Below are 15829 nucleotides of genomic sequence, written 5' to 3'. Positions count from 1 at the left end.
GTGGCCGTGCACGTGACCGTCCCGACGGTCTTCCGGCAGTACACCAGCGGCGACAAGCAGGTCACCGCGGACGGCGCGACCCTCGCCGACGTGCTGTCCGACCTGGCCGCCCGCCACCCGGGCCTGCACTCGCGGCTGGTCACCGACGACGGTAGCCTGCGCCGATTCGTCAACCTGTACGTCAACGACGTCGACGTCCGCGAGAGCGGGCTGCTCGACACCCGCACCAGCGACGGCGACGTGCTCGTCATCCTGCCCGCCGTCGCCGGCGGGGCCGGGTGAGCGTGCGGGAGTTCGCCGGCGTCCTGTGGGACCTGGACGGAGTCCTCATCGACTCGAGCCGGGCCATCGTGGCGCTGTGGCGCCGGATCGCCGCCGGGTACGGGCGCTGGCCCGACCCGGCGGCGATCCGGCGTGACGTGCTCGGGTGCGCGCCGGAGCACACCGTCGCGGCGCTCTTCGGCGACCTGCCGGAGGACGACCGGCAGGACGTGCTGCGCCAGGTGCGCGAGGCCGAGCCGGCGCTGGACTTCGTCGCTGTACCCGGCGCGGTGGCGCTGGTCGGCGCGCTGCGTGACGCGCGGGTGCCGATGGCGCTGGTGACCGGGGCGTCCGACCGGCGGGCCCGCCGGGTGGTCCGCGAGCTGGGCCTGGCCGGCGCGTTCACCGCGATGGTCACCTGGGGCGAGACGCCCCGGGGCAAGCCGGCCCCGGACTGCTACCGGCTCGGCGCCGAGCGGCTGGGCCTGGATCCGGCCCGCTGCCTCGTGGTCGAGGACTCCAGCGGGGGCGTCCGCGCCGCGACGGCCGCCGGAGCGGCGAGCGTCGGGGTCGGCGAGCAGGCGGGCCTGACCGCAGCCGGCGCCACGTGGACGGCGCCCGCCGTCGCCGCGCTGCGTGCCGCGCCGGGTCCCGAGGGGGTCCGCCTCGACATCGCCGGGGCGGCCGCCGTCCTGCTCCGTGCCGCGCCACCCGCCGCACCGGCCGCACCGGCGGCACCGTCCACCGCTGCGGGGGTGCGCCGGTGAGCGCGCCGCTGCGGATCCTCTTCGCCACGTCGGAGGTCGCCCCGCTGGTCAAGGTCGGCGGGCTCGGCGACGTCGCCCAGGCGCTGCCCAAGGCGCTCGTCGCGCGCGGGCACCGGGTCGAGCTGGTCCTCCCCGGGTACGCCGGCCTGCCCACCGGCCGTCCAGTCGGGACGGTGCCGGTGGCGGCCGGCCGCGTCCGGGCCCGCTTCCACGTCACCGACCTCGGCGACCACGACGGGGTCCGCTACTACACGTTGGCCTCGGACCGGCACCCGGACTGGGAACGGCCCGAGGGGTACGTGGAGCGCCACCTCGCCTCGTTCGTGCTCTTCTCCCGCGCGGTCGCGGAGCTGGCCGCCCACCCCCGTCACCGGCCGGACGCGGTGCACTGCAACGACTGGCACGTCGGCCACGTGCCCGCCGAGCTGCGCCGGCGGCCCACCGCACCCCGCTCGGTGCTGACCATCCACAACCTCGCCTACCAGGGGCTCTTCCCCTACGACAAGGCCACCGAGCTGGGCCTGACCGGTTACGGCAGCGGCAACCTGCTGGCCCAGGGCATCCGGTACGCCGACGCGGTCACCACCGTCAGCCCGCGCTACCGCGACGAGACGCTCACCCCGGCGCACGGCTCCGGGCTGCACCACCTGCTGCGCTCCCGGGGCGGCGACTACCACGGCATCCTCAACGGGGTCGACTACGACCACTTCGATCCGTCGACGGACCGCTTCCTCCCGGCCCGGTACGACGTCAACGACCTGTCCGGCAAGGCGGTGGACCGGGAGGCGTTGCAGCGGGCCAGCGGCCTGCCGGTCGACCCGGACGTGCCGCTGTTCGCCTTCGTCGGCCGGCTGGTACCGCAGAAGGGCGTCGAGGCGCTGCTGGAGGGCATCGACGAGATCGCCGCGCTCGGCATCCAGCTCGTCGTGGTCGGCACGGGCGCCGCGTACGAGCGGGCGTTCGTCCGGGCCGCCCGCTGGCACCCGGGTGTCGCCTTCCACCCGGACAGCGGCGAGGCGACCGCGCGCCTCGCGTACGCCGGCTCGGACGCCTTCCTCGCGCCGTCCCGCTACGAGCCGTGCGGCCTGGCGCCGCTGATCGCCCTGCGCTACGGCTCGGTCCCGGTGGTGAGCCGGGTCGGCGGCATGGCCGAGACGGTCGGCGAGTCCGGGCTCGGCGTCGCGTTCGACGGCGACCGCGCGGCCGACCTGGTCGCGGCCGTCCGTGCGGCGGTGGCCCGGCACGCCGACACCGCCGGCTGGGCGGCGCTGCGCGACCGGGGCATGCGGGCCCGGTTCACCTGGGACGACGCGGCGCGGCGGTACGAGGCCCTCTACCGCCCCGCCGACTGACCGCACCCGCCCCGACGACGGAGAGGACGACACGCGCGATGCTGACCCGACGCAGCGGCATCCTTCTGCACCCCAGCTCCCTGCCCGGGCGGTACGGCGTCGGCGAGCTGGGTCCGGCCGCCGAGGAGTGGCTGGAGTTCCTGGCCGCGGCCGAGCAGTCGGTCTGGCAGATGCTCCCGCTGAACCCGGTGGGCGCGGAGGGCTGCCCGTACCAGTCGCCGGCGACGCTGGCCGGCAGCCCGCTCTACATCAGCGTGGACCGGCTGCGCGACGACGGCCTGCTCGACGCCGCGGACCTGGCCGCCGAGCCGGAGCTGCCGGGGGAGCGGGTCGACTACCGGGCCGCTCTCGCCGTGAAGCGGCGGCTGCTGGCCCGGGCCCACGCGGCCTTCACCCCGGACGCCGACTACCGGGCGTTCTGCCGGCACCAGGCCGGCTGGCTCGACGACTACGCCCGGTTCATGGTGCTGCGGGACCGCCACGGCGGCCCGTGGACGGACTGGCCGGCGCCGTTGGCGCGCCGGGACCCGGCCGCCCTGGCCCGGCTCGACGAGAGCGCCGCCGACGAGCTCGACCGGTATCGGTTCGAGCAGTACCTGTTCGCCCGGCACTTCGGGGCCGTCCGTGCCCGGGCCGCCGCGCTGGGTGTCGAGCTGATCGGCGACATCGCGATGTTCCCGGGCGTCGACAGCGTCGAGACCTGGTCCCGTCCGGATCTGTTCGACCTCGACGCCGACGGCCGGCCCGCCGCCGTGGCCGGTTTCCCGCCGGACGAGTTCAGCCACGAGGGGCAGGTCTGGGGCAACGCGCTCTACCGATGGGACCGGATGGCCGCCGAGGACTTCGCCTGGTGGGTGGCGCGGGTCCGGCGGATGACCGAGTGGTACGACATGGTGCGGCTGGACCACTTCCGCGGCTTCCTGCGCTACTGGGCGGTCCCGGTGCCGGGCCGGGCCGGCGACGGGTCCTGGCGGGAGGGGCCCGGCCTCGCGCTGTTCCAGCGGCTCCGCAAGGATCTCGGCGACGTGACCCTGCTGGCCGAGGATCTCGGGCCCGCCTCCGCCGAGGTGCAGCAGCTGCGCGTCGACGCCGGCATCCCCGGCATGCGGCTGGTCCAGTTCGCGTTCGGCGGCGACGAGAACCAGCACCTGCCGCACCACCACCCGGTCGACTGCGTCGCCTACCCGGGCACCCACGACAACGACACGACCCTGGGCTGGTGGGCCGAGCGCAGCGCTGACGAACGGTCCCGTGTGGAGCGCTACCTCGGGGGCTTCCCCGACGGCATCTGCTGGTCGATGGCGCGGGCGGTGTTCGGGTCGGTGGCGTACCTCGCGGTGCTGCCGGTGCAGGACCTGCTGGAGCTCGGCTCGGAGGCCCGCCTCAACGTCCCCGGCCGCTCCGACGGCAACTGGGCGTGGCGGCTGCCGCCGCGGTCGCTCAGCCCGGGGCTGGAATTCCGGCTGCGCCGGCTCACCGAGACGTACGGGCGGGACCGGCGGGCGGCCAGCCGGCGGCCGAGCGGGTTCACCGGCTGATGGCCGCGCCGACCAGCACGTACCGCCTCCAGGTCACGCCCCGGTTCACCCTGACCGACGCCGCCGACCTGGTCGACTACCTGGACCGGCTCGGCGTCGGCGCCCTCTACACGTCGCCGCTGCTGGCCGCCACGCCCGGCTCCGACCACGGTTACGACCTCACCGACCCGTCGCGCGTGGACCCCGACCGGGGCGGCGAGGCCGGCCGGCGCGCACTCGTCGACCGGCTCCGCCGGGCCGGGCTCGGCCTGGTCGTGGACGTGGTGTGCAACCACATGGGCGTCGCCGACGCGTACGCGAACCCGTGGTGGTGGGACGTGCTGCGGCAGGGGCCCGGCTCGCCGTACGCCGGGTTCTTCGACGTCGACTGGTCCGCCGGGCCGCTGCTGCTGCCCGTCCTCGCCGACGACGGCGACGGCGGAGTGGCCGCCGAGCGGGACCTGAAGGTCGTCGACGACACCCTGACCTACCACGAGCACCGGTTCCCGCTCGCCCCCGGCACCGGGACCGGCCCGGTCGGCGAGGTGCACGCCCGGCAACACTACCGCCTCGTCGGCTGGCGTCGCGGGGTCGCCGAGCTGACCTACCGCCGGTTCTTCAACATCGACACGCTGGCCTGCCTGCGTACCGAGCGGGACGAGGTGTTCGACGCGGTGCACGCGCTGCCGCTGCGCTGGATCGCCGACGGCGAGGTCACCGGGCTACGGATCGACCACCCGGACGGGCTGGCCGATCCGACCGGGTACCTGCGCCGGCTGCGGTCGGCCGCCCCGCACGCCTGGCTGGTGGTGGAGAAGGTGGTCGCGGTCGGCGAGGACCTGCCGGCCAGCTGGCCCGTCGACGGCACGACGGGCTACGAGGCGCTGCGCGAGATCTGCGGGGTGTTCGTCGACCCGGCCGGGCGGGACGGCCTGGCCGCCGCCGCGGGACTCGCCGGCCGGACCCGGTTCGCGGCGGTCGCGCGGGCGGCCCGCCGGCACGTCGTCGACACCCTCCTCGTGGCGGAGGCCCGCCGGATCGCGGCGGCGGCCCGGCCGCTGCTGCCGGAGCGGCCCGCCGAGATGGTGACCGACACGGTCCGCGAGCTGCTGGTCGCGATGCCGGCCTACCGCGCCTACCTGCCCGCGCACCGCTGGGCGCTGGACGAGGCGGTCGCCACGGTCGCCCGCGACCATCCCCGGCTCGCTGGACCGGCCCGGCGACTCCGCGACGAGATGGTGGCCCGTCCGGCGGGCGCGCTGGCGGTCCGCTTCCAGCAGAGCACCGGCGCGGTGAGTGCCAAGGGCGTCGAGGACACGGCCTTCTACCGCCACCAGGTGCTCGTGGCGCTGGGCGAGGTCGGCGGCGACCCGGACCGGTTCGGCGTGCCGCCGGCGGAGTTCCACGCCGCCAACGCCCTCCGCGAGTCGGCCTGGCCCCGGACGATGACGACGCTGTCCACACACGACACCAAGCGCTCGGAGGACGTCCGGGCCCGGCTCGCCGTCCTCAGCGAGCTGCCCGGCGAATGGGCCGAACGGGTCCGGCGCTGGTCCGCCCGCTGCCCGGTCGGCGACCCGGCGGTCGAGCCGCTGACCTGGCAGACCCTGGTCGGGGCGTGGCCGATCGGCGTGGACCGGCTCACCGACCACCTGGTCAAGGTCGTCCGGGAGATGCGGACGCGCACCGACTGGCTGCGCCCGGACCCGGCGTACGAGGGGGTGGTCCGGGACTGGCCGCGGCGGGTGGCCGCAAACCGGGACCTGCTGGCCGAGGTGGCCGCCTTCGTGGGCCGGATCGCCCCGCCCGGCTGGTCCAACGCCCTGGGCCAGAAGCTGCTCCAGCTCGCCGGCCCCGGTGTGCCTGACGTCTACCAGGGCACCGAGCTGTGGGACCACTCCCTGGTCGACCCGGACAACCGCCGGCCGGTCGACTTCGCGCTGCGGCGGCGGCTGCTCGACCGGATCGACGCGGGCTGGTTGCCGCCGGTGGACGAGACGGGCGCGGCCAAGCTGCTGCTCACCGCCCGGACGCTGCGGCTGCGCCGCGCCCGGCCCGAGCTGTTCTGCGGCTACCGCCCGGTGAGCGCCGAGGGGCCGGCCCGGGCGCACGTGGTCGGCTTCCACCGCGGGCCCGGCCTGGTGGCGGTCGCCACCCGGCTCCCGGTGGGCCTCGCGGCGGCCGGTGGCTGGCGCGACACGGTGCTGACGCTGCCCGGCGCCGGGTGGATCGACGCCCTCACCGGGCAGCGCCACGACACGCCGCATCCGCGCGTGTCGGACGTCCTGGGGTGGCTGCCGGTCGCCCTCCTGATGCAGAGTACGGAGTCTTGACCTCCTCCACCGTCCTGAGGGGCGGGGATTCCCTCGGTCACCCGAGGGGGTTCCTGTTTCACCGGGTCGCGCCTTCACCGCGTGCGCGGGTCGGGTCTTACCGTCCCTCCACAGGCGTTTTACCTCTCCGCCAGCCCGGCGGCGAGGATGTTCCTAGCAGCGTTTACGTCCCGGTCGTGTTTCCGGCCGCAGCCGGGGCACGTCCAGCGGCGGACGCCGAGGTTCATGGTCGTGTTGATCCGCCCGCATCCCGAGCAGGTCTTGGTCGACGGATACCACCTGTCGACCGCGATCACCGTCCGGCCGTACCAGGCGGCCTTGTACTCCAACATGGCGCGCAGGTCGGACCACGCGGCGTCGGAGATGGCGCGGGCCAGCCGGTGGTTGCGGAGCATGTTGTGCACGGTGAGGTCCTCGATCACGACCGTTTGGTTCTCGCGGACGAGTCGAGTGCTCAGCTTGTGCAGCAGGTCCCGTCGCCGGTCGGTGATACGGGCATGGATCCGCGCCACCTTGATCCGGGCCTTGGCCCGGTTTGCGGAGCCCTTCTCCTTGCGGGACAGCGTCTTCTGCGCCTTGGCGAGCTTCCTCCGGTCAGTGCGCTCGTGATGGGGGTTCGTTACCTTCTCCCCGCTGGAGAGCGTGACCAGGCTCGTGATTCCGGCGTCCACCCCCACGACCTGATCAGTCGGCGGCAACACTGCGACGGCCGTGTCGACCAGGATCGAGACGAACCACCGGCCAGCCGGGTCGCGGGACACCGTGACTGTGGACGGCTCAGCGGCGGCTGGAAGCGGCCGAGACCACACGATGGCCAGCGGGGCGTCCATCTTGGCCAACGTGATCTGGCCGTCGCGCCAGCGGAACGCCGACCGGGTGTACTCGGCCGACGCCCGGGACTTGCGCTTCGACTTGAACCGCGGGTAGCGCGCCCGCTTCCCCCAGAATGCCGCAAACCCGGCCTGCAGGTGCCGCAGCGCCTGCTGCAACGGAACCGAGCTGACCTCGTTGAGGAACGCCAACTCCGCGATGCGTTTCCACTCGGTCAGCCACGCCGATGTCTGCACGTAGGTGGTGCGCTGACGGTCCACCGCCCATGCGCGGGTGCGCGTTTCCAATGCTCGGTTATAGACCAAGCGGACGCATCCGAACGTCCGGTTCAACTGGTCTGCCTGCTCGGGCGACGGATAGAAGCGGTACTTGTATGCCCGCCTAACCGACTCACCCACGCCTCACAATCTACCACTGGTTCATGTGAAACTATCAATGAAGGGAGGGAGCGGCGTTTCCTCCCCGCCTGAAGGCGGGGGTATCCACGCCGCAATGCTGATGAGTGGATCGACGGACATCACCGAACGCGGGCGGTCGACGGCGGCGTTGATCGGCGGGGTCGCCATCACCAACACCTCCATGGTCGGGGCGAGCACGGTCGCCACGCTGATCGGCGCGGACCGCCTCAGTGCCACCTGGAGCGGCGTACCCAACGCCGCCGGCGTGGTCGGCACCGCCGCCGGCACCCTGGGGCTGGCCGCGTTGATGAGCCGGCGCGGCACCCGCCTCGCCCTCACCGCGGGGTACGCGGTGGCGCTGCTCGGCGCCGCCGTCGCCGGGTACGCCGTCGTCGTCGGCGCGATGGTCCCCTTCCTCCTCGGCATGGTGCTGCTCGGCGTGGGCAACGGGGGCGCTCAGCTGTCGCGCTACTGCGCCGCGGAGCTGTACCCGCCGCACCGCCGCGGCTTCGTGGTCGGCCTGGTGGTCTGGATCGGCACGGTCGGCGCCATCGTCGGCCCGAACCTGATGCAGCCCAGCAGTGCGGGCGCGGCCGCCGCCGGTCTGCCCGCGCTGACGGGGCCGTTCCTGGTCGCCGTGGTGGCCGCGGCCGGCGCGCTGGCCGCCTCGGCGGCCCTTCCCCGGCTGCGGATCGCGGCCCGGAGCCGGCCCGCCGGCCGGGTTCCCGGCGCCGTGTGGCGGCAGCCCGCCGTGGTGACCGCGCTGAGCGCGATGGTGGCCGGCCAGGTCGCCATGGTGACGCTCATGACGATGACCCCGCTGTACATGCACGACCACCACCACGGTCTGGGCGCCGTCGGGCTCGTGCTCACCTTCCACCTGATCGGCATGTTCGGGCTCGCCCCGCTCAGCGGTCACCTGGCCGACCGGTTCGGCGGGCTGGTGGCCTCGCTGACCGGCGTCGGCGTGCTCGTCGTGTCGGTGCTGCTCGCGTCGCTCGGCCCGGCCCCCGGGCTGGCCCGGTTGACCGTCGCGCTCTTCCTGCTCGGGCTCGGCTGGAACTTCACGTTCGTCGGCGGGAGCAGTCAGCTCACCGGCGCTCTCGATCCGGCGTACCGCACCCGCGTGCAGGGTGGCGTCGACGCGGTGGTCTGGAGTGCCTCGGCGGTGGCCAGCGTGGCGGCGGGGGCGGTGCTGGCGGCCGGCGGTTTTACCGTGCTCGCGGTCGCCACCGGGGTGGTGGCGGTGCTGCCGGTGCCGCTGCTGCTGCGCGCGCTGCGCCGGTCGCCGGAGCCGTCGGCCGGACCGGTCCAGCGGCCGTCCGCCGTCCGCCGCTGATCGCGCGTCCTGCCGGCCGCGGCCCGGTCCGCGCAGTCGTCCCACCGCCGCCGGTCTCGGGGCGGCCCGCCCGTAACCGGGCCGCCCCACCGTCCGGCGCCGTCCGGCGCCGGTACGTCCGGTCAGCGCCGGTCCAGCTCGGCGAACTGGCCCGGCTGCCGGCCGGGGCCGGCCGGACCCCGGTAGGCCTGGGCGATGTCCAGCCAGTGGTCGGCGACGTCACCGGTCGCCCGCAGCGCCAGGTCGTCGCGGTGGCGCCGGCGGCAGACGAGCAGGCAGAAGTCCCACGCGGGGCCGGTCACCTTCTCCGTCGCGTCCTCCGGACCGAAGGTCCACACCCGACCGGACGGGGCGGTCAGTTCGAAGCGCAGCGTGGTCTCCGGCGGGGTGAGCCCCCGGGCCAGGTAGCCGAAGTCCCAGGTGCGGACGGCGAACCCGACCAGGTGACCGACCCGGTCGGTCGGCGTCCGGCGGACCCCGAGCGCGTCGGCGATGTCCTGCCCGTGCCCGAACAGCTCCATCATCCCGGCGGCGGCGAGGACGCCCGGCGGCAGCGGCCGGACCAGCCACGGCACCAGTTGGGTGGGCGGCACCGCGGCGAGGGCCTTCTCGGCGGTGGCCCGTTCGGCCCGCCACCGCTCCAGCAGCACCTCCGGCGGGTCGGCGAGGTACTCGGACAGGGCGGCCTCCACGTTGCCGTTGAAGTCGCCGCTGAGCCGGGACACCATCGCCGTGAAGGCGTCCGGCTGGGCCGCCGCCATCCCGGCGAGGCGGAACGTGGCCGCCAGGTGGGCGATCTGGTGGGCGACCGTCCACCCCGGAGCCGGGGTGGGCAGGGCCCACTGCTCCGGGGCCAGCCCGGCCACCAGCCCGTCGACCTCCTTGCCCTCGGCCACCAGTGCGGCCATCACGTCCTGCTGATCGGTCACGTCGTACCCCTTCCGGTTGTCCGGTCGTCGAAGTGGGCGGGGCCGGGGTCGCCCGGCTCCGCCCCTGGGCGGCGGGTCGGTGTCCCGCCGAACTCGGCGGGCAGGCGCCAGGCCCGCGGGCGGCGCGGATCGCGGACCGCGAGGAGGGTGACGGCGCCCAGCACCACCACCGCGTTGACCAGGAGCAGCACCGCGCTGAGCGGGTCGATGCGGTGCGCGTGGCTGTCCAGGAGCTCGGCCGTGGCCCGGTCGAGCGCCGGCCCGGCCGGCGCGGGCGGGCGACCGGTCCCGACGCTGAACCGCAGCGTCCCGCGGCTCTGGCCGCCGTCGCGGAAGCCGACGTGCCAGGCGACGGTCACGTCCCCGGTCAGCCCGGCGGCGACCGGCTGCCGCAACGTCCGCCCGTCCACCCGTCGCGGCTCGCCGGTGCTCACCACCGCCGCGCGGCCGTCGAGCACCGTGACGTGGGAGTCGGCGAGGTCCGGTTCGCCGGCGAAGGTCAGCTCGACCGCCGCCGGCGCCGTCGCGAGGGCCGCCCCGGCGGCCGGGTCGCTGCCGGCGAGGCCCCCGTCGGCGCGGGCCGTGCCCGGACCCGCCAGGACGGCGAGCGCGGCCACGGCCAGCACCGCCACGGTGTGCGCCGACCAGCCCATCTCAGGCCGGGGCCGGCGCCGCCGGCAGGCCGAGGTTGCGCTTCTGCGCCGCCAGGCAGCTGCACGACGCGGCGTGCAGCTCCGGGTCGGACGGGCGCAGGTGCCGGTACATCGCGATCACCATCGGGATGAAGACCACGCTGTTGTAGAACAGGTGCAGCTCGACCCGGCCGACGAGCAGTTGGATGACGCTGGTGGGCACCGCCTGGCCGAACAGGTACGTCCCGGTCTGCGCCTGCACGAACAGCAGCAGGTGCTCGAGGTGGTGCCAGAACTGGAGCGCCAGCGCCACCGTCCACCAGGTGCGTGAGCGACCGGTGAAACCGGGCTGCAGCAGGAACAGGCCGACCAGCATGACCAGCGCGTAGCCGTAGTGCAGCCACTCCGAGCTCACCAGCCACGGGAACCACTGCCCGAGGACGCCGCGGGACTGCGGCCGGGGCATGCCCAGCACCCAGATCTGGTACGCCTGCACCAGGTGCTCGGCCCAGTGTCCGATCACGACGACCAGGTACGCGGTGAGCGCCGCCCGGTGGTGGCGCCCGTTGAGCCGGCCGACGAGACCCTCCCGACGCGGTGTGCTGCTGACGGTTGCCATGCGGAATCCGTCCCTCCTGCCTAGTGCTTTCCCGGCCAGGCTAACGACGCTTCCGGTCCGGTTCTTCTTCGAATTTGCGCAGTTCTTCCGCAGCCATCGTCCGCGCAATTCCCATCGCAATTTCCGCCGCCCCGCCACCCGCGACGCGCGCCCTTTCCGTGCGCCCGGGCGTCCGCCGGCTGAGCACGTCCGAAGATGCGTCCCAGGGGTGGCGGGCGCAAGCTGTAACGGCGGAGAACGGCGCCGTGGGCGCGGAATCGGCCGTGCTGGTCCCGGCCGCAGTCACGTTCCGCCCCGACGCTGTCCGGCCAGTCGGCCCGGTTCTCCGTCGTCTGATCCCCGACGCATGTGAAAGGAGGGATGACCCGTGCACGACAGCGCCCAGGACGACGTGACGACAATGACGCTCGAAGCATTTGCCGACACCATTCTGCCCGGGGAGAAGCGGTTCCCCGGCGACGTCGCCGTGGCCGGCGCGGCCGTCGGTGGCGGCGCGGTCGCCTCCGGGGCCGTCGCCGTGCTCCGCACCGACGAGGGCGGCATGGCTCCCGCGCTGGACAACCTCGCCGAGGCGCTCAACGGGCACGCCGGCGGGTACGCGGCCGAGCGCGGTCTGAGCCTCGACCCCGCGGTGCCGCCGTTCGTCGCCCTCTCCTTCGCCGACCGCACCGAGCTGGTGGCGCGGTTGACCGCCCCCACCCATCCCGAGCGGGACATCTGGGTCAGCGTGGCGATGTTCAGCACGATCGCCTTCGACGCCGCCGCGCACCTGCACACCCTCGACGCGCTCGCCGCCGGGCATCCCGGGATGACCACGATGGGGTTCAAGCCGCCGGAGGCGGACGGCCTCTGGCGCTTCCCGGAGTTCTCCTACGGCCGGCAGCTCGCCCGCCCCCACCCCGACACGACACCCTCAGGGAGCCCGGCATGACGGCCATCGAGAGCACCGACGTCGTGGTGGTCGGCAGCGGGTTCGGCGGCGCGATCACCGCGTACCACCTGGCCGCCGGCGGCGCCCGGGTGGTGGTGCTGGAGCGCGGGCCGTGGCTGACCGGGCAGGACTTCGACCAGGACTTCAAGTTCGGCGCGTCGTCGACCCGGGCCTTCGACTTCACCATCGGCGACGGCATGAGCGTGCTGGCCGGCAACTGCGTCGGCGGCGGCAGCGTCGTCTACTTCGCCGCCTTGCCGCGCGCACCGCGCTTCGTCTTCGAGCGGCACGGCAGCATCGGCCGGCGGATGTGGCCCGCCGCCATCAACCGGGACACGCTCGAACCCTGGTACGACCGGGTCGCCGAGGCGCTGCCCGTCACCCGTCAGGACTGGTCCGACGTGCCGTACGCGGGCGGCCTGTGGGCGGCGGCCTGCCACCACGCCGGGCGTACCGCGAACCCGGTGCCGGTGGCGATCGACAACGAGCGGTGCGTCAACTGCAACTGGATGATGTCCGGCTGCCGCTTCGACGCGAAGCGGTCGCTGCTGCTCAACTACCTGCCGGCCGCGATCGCGCACGGCGCCCGGATCCGGCCCCTGCACGAGGTCCAGCGGCTGGAGCGGACCGACGGCGGCGGCTACCGCCTGCACTACACGGTGGTCGACGACGTGGATTACCGGGTCGAGGTGGGCGGCGGGGCGATCGACGCGAAGATCGTGGTGCTCGCGGCGGGCGCCGGGGCCACCCCGGTGATCCTGCAACGCTCCTCCGACACGCTCGGCCCGATGCCGGCCGCCGTCGGCCGCTACTTCTCCGGCAACGGCGAGCGGCTGAACACGGCGGTCGTCAACGAGGACCGGGTGCGCGACGTGCTGGGCCTCAGCCGCTCCGACGGGGTGCCGTACGAGGCGTACCAGATCGGCAAGGGGCCCTGCGTGGCGACCTGGGACCGGCTCGACGGGTCGCTGCCGGAGTACCTGCGCTTCTCGCTGGAGCAGCTCTACTTCCCGCCCGGCTTCGGCACCATCCTCGCCCAGGTGCCCGACGCGGCCGGACCCACCTGGTTCGGTGTGGAGAAGAAGGAACTGCTCCGCCACTGGAAGTCCTGGCTGACCATCTTCACGATGAGCGAGGACGACAACGAGGGTGTCTTCGGCCCGCCGCCGCCCACCGGCAACGCCGTCCGGGTCTCGCAGCAGATGCTGGGCCGGGGGGCGCTGCGCTACCGGCCCACCGCGAACACGCTGCGCGGCTGGGCCGCCTCCGACGCGGAGGTGCGGGACATCCTCGAACGCGACGGACTGGCCCGCGTCATGCCGTGGACCAACGACGTGGTCGGGGCGTACACCGTGCACCCGCTGGCCTCCTGCCGCATCGGCGACGACCCGGCCACCTCCGCGCTCGACGACCGCCATGAGCTGCGCGGCCACCCGGGCATCTTCGTCACCGACGGCTCGGCGGTGCCGGGCGCGCTGACGGTGAACCCGGCCATGACCATCGCGGCACTGGCCGAGCGGGCGGTCCCCGGCATCGTCGAGGCGGCCCGGCAGCGCGGTGTCGCGGTGCGGTACGGCGCGCCCGCTCCGGACGGCGCCACCGCCGGCCGGAACGCGGCGCTGCCCCTGGTCGGCGGCCGCGCCGGCCGGTAGCCGAGGAGTCTGCCCGGTCCGGCGGGGACGGTGCGCCGACCCCGCCGGGCCCGCCGGCCGCGCCGACGACCGGTCGAGCCGCGCGGAGACCCGCCCACGGCCGCGCGCCGGGCCGACCGGGGCCGCGCCGCCGGGTGGGCGACCACAACGAGGAGGGCACCGTGGTCAACAGGTTCGCCCGGGCCGCCGTCCGCCGCTCGCTGGGGCGCGTGCGGTACGTCCGCCCGGTCCCCCCGGCGTCGGCGCCGCCGGCCGTACGCCGGGTGTACGACCCGCTGGAGCGCGAGTTCGGCGTGCTGGCGCCGCCGGTGGCGCTGCACGCGCCGCAGCCGCGGGCGCTGGCCGCCGCCTGGGTGATCCTGCGGGAGACGCTGGTGGCCCGGGGCCGCTGCACCCGCGCCGCCCGGGAGGCGGTCGCCGCGGCGGTCTCCCTCGGCAACGCCTGCCCGTACTGCGTCGACGTGCACGCCTCCACACTGCACGGGCTGGTCCGCGGGCCGGACGCCGCCGCCGTCGCCGCCGATCGCGTCGACGCGGTCGCCGACCCCGCGGTTCGCGACCTGGTGCGCTGGGCCCGGGGACCGGCCCCCGGCGGCCCGCCGCCGTTCCCCGCCGAGCAGGCCCCCGAACTGGTCGGCGTGGCGGTGGCGTTCCACTACCTGAACCGGATGGTGAACGTCTTCCTGGACGGCTCGCCGTTGCCGCCGGCCGTGCCCGGCCGGCTGCGCGGCGGGGCCCGCCGCCTCCTCGGCGCGATGATGGGCCCGGCCGCCCGCCACGAGGCCCACCCCGGCGACGCCCTGGACCTGCTCCCACCCGCGCCGCTCCCGGCGGACCTCGACTGGGCCGCCGGCCGCCCCACCGTCGCCGCGGCGTTCGCGCGGGCGTCGGCGGCGGTGGACGAGCTGGCCGACGCCGCCGTCCCGGCCCTCGTGCGGGACCTGGTGGGGGCGCGGATCGCCGGCTGGGACGGAAGCCCTCCGGGCATCAGCCGGGCCTGGGCCGCCGACGCCGTGGTCGCGCTGCCGCCCGCGTACCGGCCCACGGCACGGCTGGCGCTGCTCACCGCGATGGCCTCCTACCAGGTCGACGGCGCCGTGGTCGACGACCACCGGCGCCGGATGCCGGGCGATGCGGACCTGGTCGCCGTGACGGCCTGGGCCAGCCTCACCGCGGCCCGGCGGCTGGGTGCCCGGATGGCGCGGCGGCCGGCCGACCGGCCTGGCGCGGGCTGATCCGGCCGGTCGCGACCAGCCAGGCCATCGTGTCGGCGAGGGTCCGCTCGAACGGCACGATCGCGTCGCCCAGCAGCCGGTCGGTGGCGGTGGTGTCCACCGGTCCGGCCACCGCGCACGTGTAGATCGCGCCGTACTCGGCGGGCAGGTGGACGGGCGTGACGCGCTGCACCAGCCCGGTCAGCGCGCCGACCGGCAGCATCGCGGCGGCCGGCAGGCGCACCGCCGGCAGCGCCCGCCCGGTCACCCGGCGGAGCACGTCCAGGTACTCCCGCGTGTCCACGTAGCGACCCGGGCCCAGGTACCGGCGCGGACCCCGGCCCGGCTCCAGTACCGCCGCGTGCAGGCGGGCCACGTCCCGCACGTCGCCGACCGGGAAGCCGCCCCGCGGCCACACCGGCATCAGCCCGCGCAGGGCGTTGCGCAGCCGGGCGGTCTGGTCGCCGAGGTGCGGGTCGTGCGGCCCGAGCGCCGCCAGCGGGTACGTCACGACGACCGGCGCACCCTCGGCCTGGTGCCGCCGGGCCACCCGGTCGGCGCGCGCCTTGCTGTCCAGGTACGTCTCCCGGGGTGCGCCCACCTCGGCGTCGGGGGTGATCGGCGTCCGGCGCGCCGGCAGCAGGGCGCCGAAGCTGGACACGTGCACCACCGGGTCCAGCCCGGCGGCGACGGCGGCCCCGAGCACCAGTTCGGTGCCGCGGACGTTGACCGCCCGCATCCGGGCGTGGTCGCGGGTGTCGAAGCTGTACACCGACGCGGCGTGCAGCACCGCGGTGCACCCGCCGACGGCGGCGGCCACCGCGTCGGGGTCGGTCACGTCGCCGGTGACCACCTCGACCGCGGACGGATCGACCCCCAGCGGCCGCAACGCCGCCGGGACCCGTGCCGGATCCCGGGCCAGGAGGCGTACCCGGTGCCCGGCGGCGCGCAGCGCCGCCACCGAGTGCGATCCGATGAAGCCCGTACCGCCGGTCACCAACACCGTCATCGGGACCTCCTCCTCCGGTGTGCGGCCCGTCCGGCGATTATCGGC

Annotated in this window: 14 protein-coding genes; 9 read left to right on the top strand and 5 right to left on the bottom strand. The window is 75.3% G+C overall.

What is annotated here, in order from left to right:
• Genes ACTMS0_RS14945 through treY form a run of 5 tightly spaced genes read left to right on the top strand, consistent with a single transcriptional unit; the run spans position 1 to position 6230 of the window.
• Positions 1–282, top strand: a complete 282-nt coding sequence (locus ACTMS0_RS14945) for a ubiquitin-like small modifier protein 1 (RefSeq protein WP_441155772.1) — start codon at positions 1–3, stop codon at positions 280–282.
• Complete coding sequence (locus ACTMS0_RS14940) at positions 279–1028, top strand: HAD family hydrolase (RefSeq protein WP_441155771.1); 750 nt, start codon at positions 279–281, stop codon at positions 1026–1028. Before ACTMS0_RS14945 ends, ACTMS0_RS14940 begins: the two co-directional genes overlap by 4 nt.
• On the top strand, positions 1025–2380 hold the full coding sequence (locus tag ACTMS0_RS14935; RefSeq protein ID WP_441155770.1) for a glycogen synthase: 1356 nt from the start codon (positions 1025–1027) through the stop codon (positions 2378–2380). The genes ACTMS0_RS14940 and ACTMS0_RS14935 overlap by 4 nt, the downstream gene beginning before the upstream one ends.
• Entirely contained in the window at positions 2287–3918 is a 1632-nt protein-coding gene (gene malQ / locus ACTMS0_RS14930; protein ID WP_441155923.1) for a 4-alpha-glucanotransferase, read from the top strand. Before ACTMS0_RS14935 ends, malQ begins: the two co-directional genes overlap by 94 nt.
• Positions 3918–6230 (top strand): malto-oligosyltrehalose synthase, encoded by a 2313-nt coding sequence (gene treY / locus ACTMS0_RS14925; protein WP_441155769.1) that lies wholly within the window; start codon positions 3918–3920, stop codon positions 6228–6230. The genes malQ and treY overlap by 1 nt, the downstream gene beginning before the upstream one ends.
• A 119-nt stretch (positions 6231–6349) precedes the next feature.
• Here treY and ACTMS0_RS14920 read toward each other — a convergent pair whose 3' ends face one another.
• A complete protein-coding gene (locus ACTMS0_RS14920) occupies positions 6350–7459 on the bottom strand; it encodes an RNA-guided endonuclease InsQ/TnpB family protein (protein WP_441155768.1) in 1110 nt (369 codons plus the stop codon).
• A 94-nt stretch (positions 7460–7553) separates the two neighbouring features.
• On the opposite strand from ACTMS0_RS14920, the gene ACTMS0_RS14915 reads away from it, so the two are divergent.
• Entirely contained in the window at positions 7554–8798 is a 1245-nt protein-coding gene (locus tag ACTMS0_RS14915; protein WP_441155767.1) for an MFS transporter, read from the top strand.
• Between the two features lie 122 nt (positions 8799–8920).
• On the opposite strand, the gene ACTMS0_RS14910 is transcribed toward ACTMS0_RS14915, so the two are convergent.
• Genes ACTMS0_RS14910 through ACTMS0_RS14900 form a run of 3 tightly spaced genes read right to left on the bottom strand, consistent with a single transcriptional unit; the run spans position 8921 to position 10978 of the window.
• Positions 8921–9706 (bottom strand): TIGR03084 family metal-binding protein, encoded by a 786-nt coding sequence (locus tag ACTMS0_RS14910; protein WP_441155922.1) that lies wholly within the window; start codon positions 9704–9706, stop codon positions 8921–8923.
• 17 nt (positions 9707–9723) lie between these two features.
• Positions 9724–10380, bottom strand: coding sequence for a copper resistance CopC family protein (locus ACTMS0_RS14905; RefSeq protein ID WP_441155766.1), 657 nt, complete (start codon positions 10378–10380; stop codon positions 9724–9726).
• Between the two features lies 1 nt (position 10381).
• On the bottom strand, positions 10382–10978 hold the full coding sequence (locus ACTMS0_RS14900; protein WP_441155764.1) for a hypothetical protein: 597 nt from the start codon (positions 10976–10978) through the stop codon (positions 10382–10384).
• A 400-nt stretch (positions 10979–11378) separates the two neighbouring features.
• Here ACTMS0_RS14900 and ACTMS0_RS14895 point away from each other — a divergent pair, with 400 nt between their 5' ends.
• The 3 genes from ACTMS0_RS14895 to ACTMS0_RS14885 all read left to right on the top strand — a co-directional run bounded on the left by ACTMS0_RS14895 (position 11379) and on the right by ACTMS0_RS14885 (position 14796).
• Positions 11379–11909 carry a DUF5987 family protein gene (locus tag ACTMS0_RS14895; protein ID WP_441155921.1) on the top strand — a complete coding sequence of 177 codons (531 nt, stop codon included), beginning with the start codon at positions 11379–11381 and terminating at the stop codon, positions 11907–11909.
• On the top strand, positions 11906–13561 hold the full coding sequence (locus ACTMS0_RS14890; protein ID WP_441155762.1) for an FAD-dependent oxidoreductase: 1656 nt from the start codon (positions 11906–11908) through the stop codon (positions 13559–13561). The genes ACTMS0_RS14895 and ACTMS0_RS14890 overlap by 4 nt, the downstream gene beginning before the upstream one ends.
• A 161-nt stretch (positions 13562–13722) precedes the next feature.
• Positions 13723–14796 carry a carboxymuconolactone decarboxylase family protein gene (locus ACTMS0_RS14885; RefSeq protein ID WP_441155761.1) on the top strand — a complete coding sequence of 358 codons (1074 nt, stop codon included), beginning with the start codon at positions 13723–13725 and terminating at the stop codon, positions 14794–14796.
• On the opposite strand, the gene ACTMS0_RS14880 is transcribed toward ACTMS0_RS14885, so the two are convergent.
• Positions 14729–15784, bottom strand: a complete 1056-nt coding sequence (locus tag ACTMS0_RS14880) for an SDR family NAD(P)-dependent oxidoreductase (protein WP_441155759.1) — start codon at positions 15782–15784, stop codon at positions 14729–14731. The genes ACTMS0_RS14885 and ACTMS0_RS14880 overlap by 68 nt on opposite strands.
• Positions 15785–15829: the final 45 nt, after the last annotated feature.

The organism is Micromonospora sp. H33 (genome assembly GCF_052068455.1).
Taxonomy (GTDB): Bacteria; Actinomycetota; Actinomycetes; order Mycobacteriales; family Micromonosporaceae; genus Micromonospora.
This window is presented reverse-complemented; position numbering and strand designations above follow the sequence as displayed.

Excerpts from the sequence above, each read along its gene's own strand:
- treY (WP_441155769.1), top strand. The coding sequence starts at position 3,918 with ATGGCCGCGCCGACCAGCACGTACCGCCTCCAGGTCACGCCCCGGTTC.
- ACTMS0_RS14915 (WP_441155767.1), top strand. The coding sequence starts at position 7,554 with ATGCTGATGAGTGGATCGACGGACATCACCGAACGCGGGCGGTCGACG.
- ACTMS0_RS14910 (WP_441155922.1), bottom strand. The coding sequence starts at position 9,706 with ATGGCCGCACTGGTGGCCGAGGGCAAGGAGGTCGACGGGCTGGTGGCC.
- ACTMS0_RS14905 (WP_441155766.1), bottom strand. The coding sequence starts at position 10,380 with ATGGGCTGGTCGGCGCACACCGTGGCGGTGCTGGCCGTGGCCGCGCTC.
- ACTMS0_RS14900 (WP_441155764.1), bottom strand. The coding sequence starts at position 10,978 with ATGGCAACCGTCAGCAGCACACCGCGTCGGGAGGGTCTCGTCGGCCGG.
- ACTMS0_RS14895 (WP_441155921.1), top strand. The coding sequence starts at position 11,379 with ATGACGCTCGAAGCATTTGCCGACACCATTCTGCCCGGGGAGAAGCGG.
- ACTMS0_RS14890 (WP_441155762.1), top strand. The coding sequence starts at position 11,906 with ATGACGGCCATCGAGAGCACCGACGTCGTGGTGGTCGGCAGCGGGTTC.
- ACTMS0_RS14880 (WP_441155759.1), bottom strand. The coding sequence starts at position 15,784 with ATGACGGTGTTGGTGACCGGCGGTACGGGCTTCATCGGATCGCACTCG.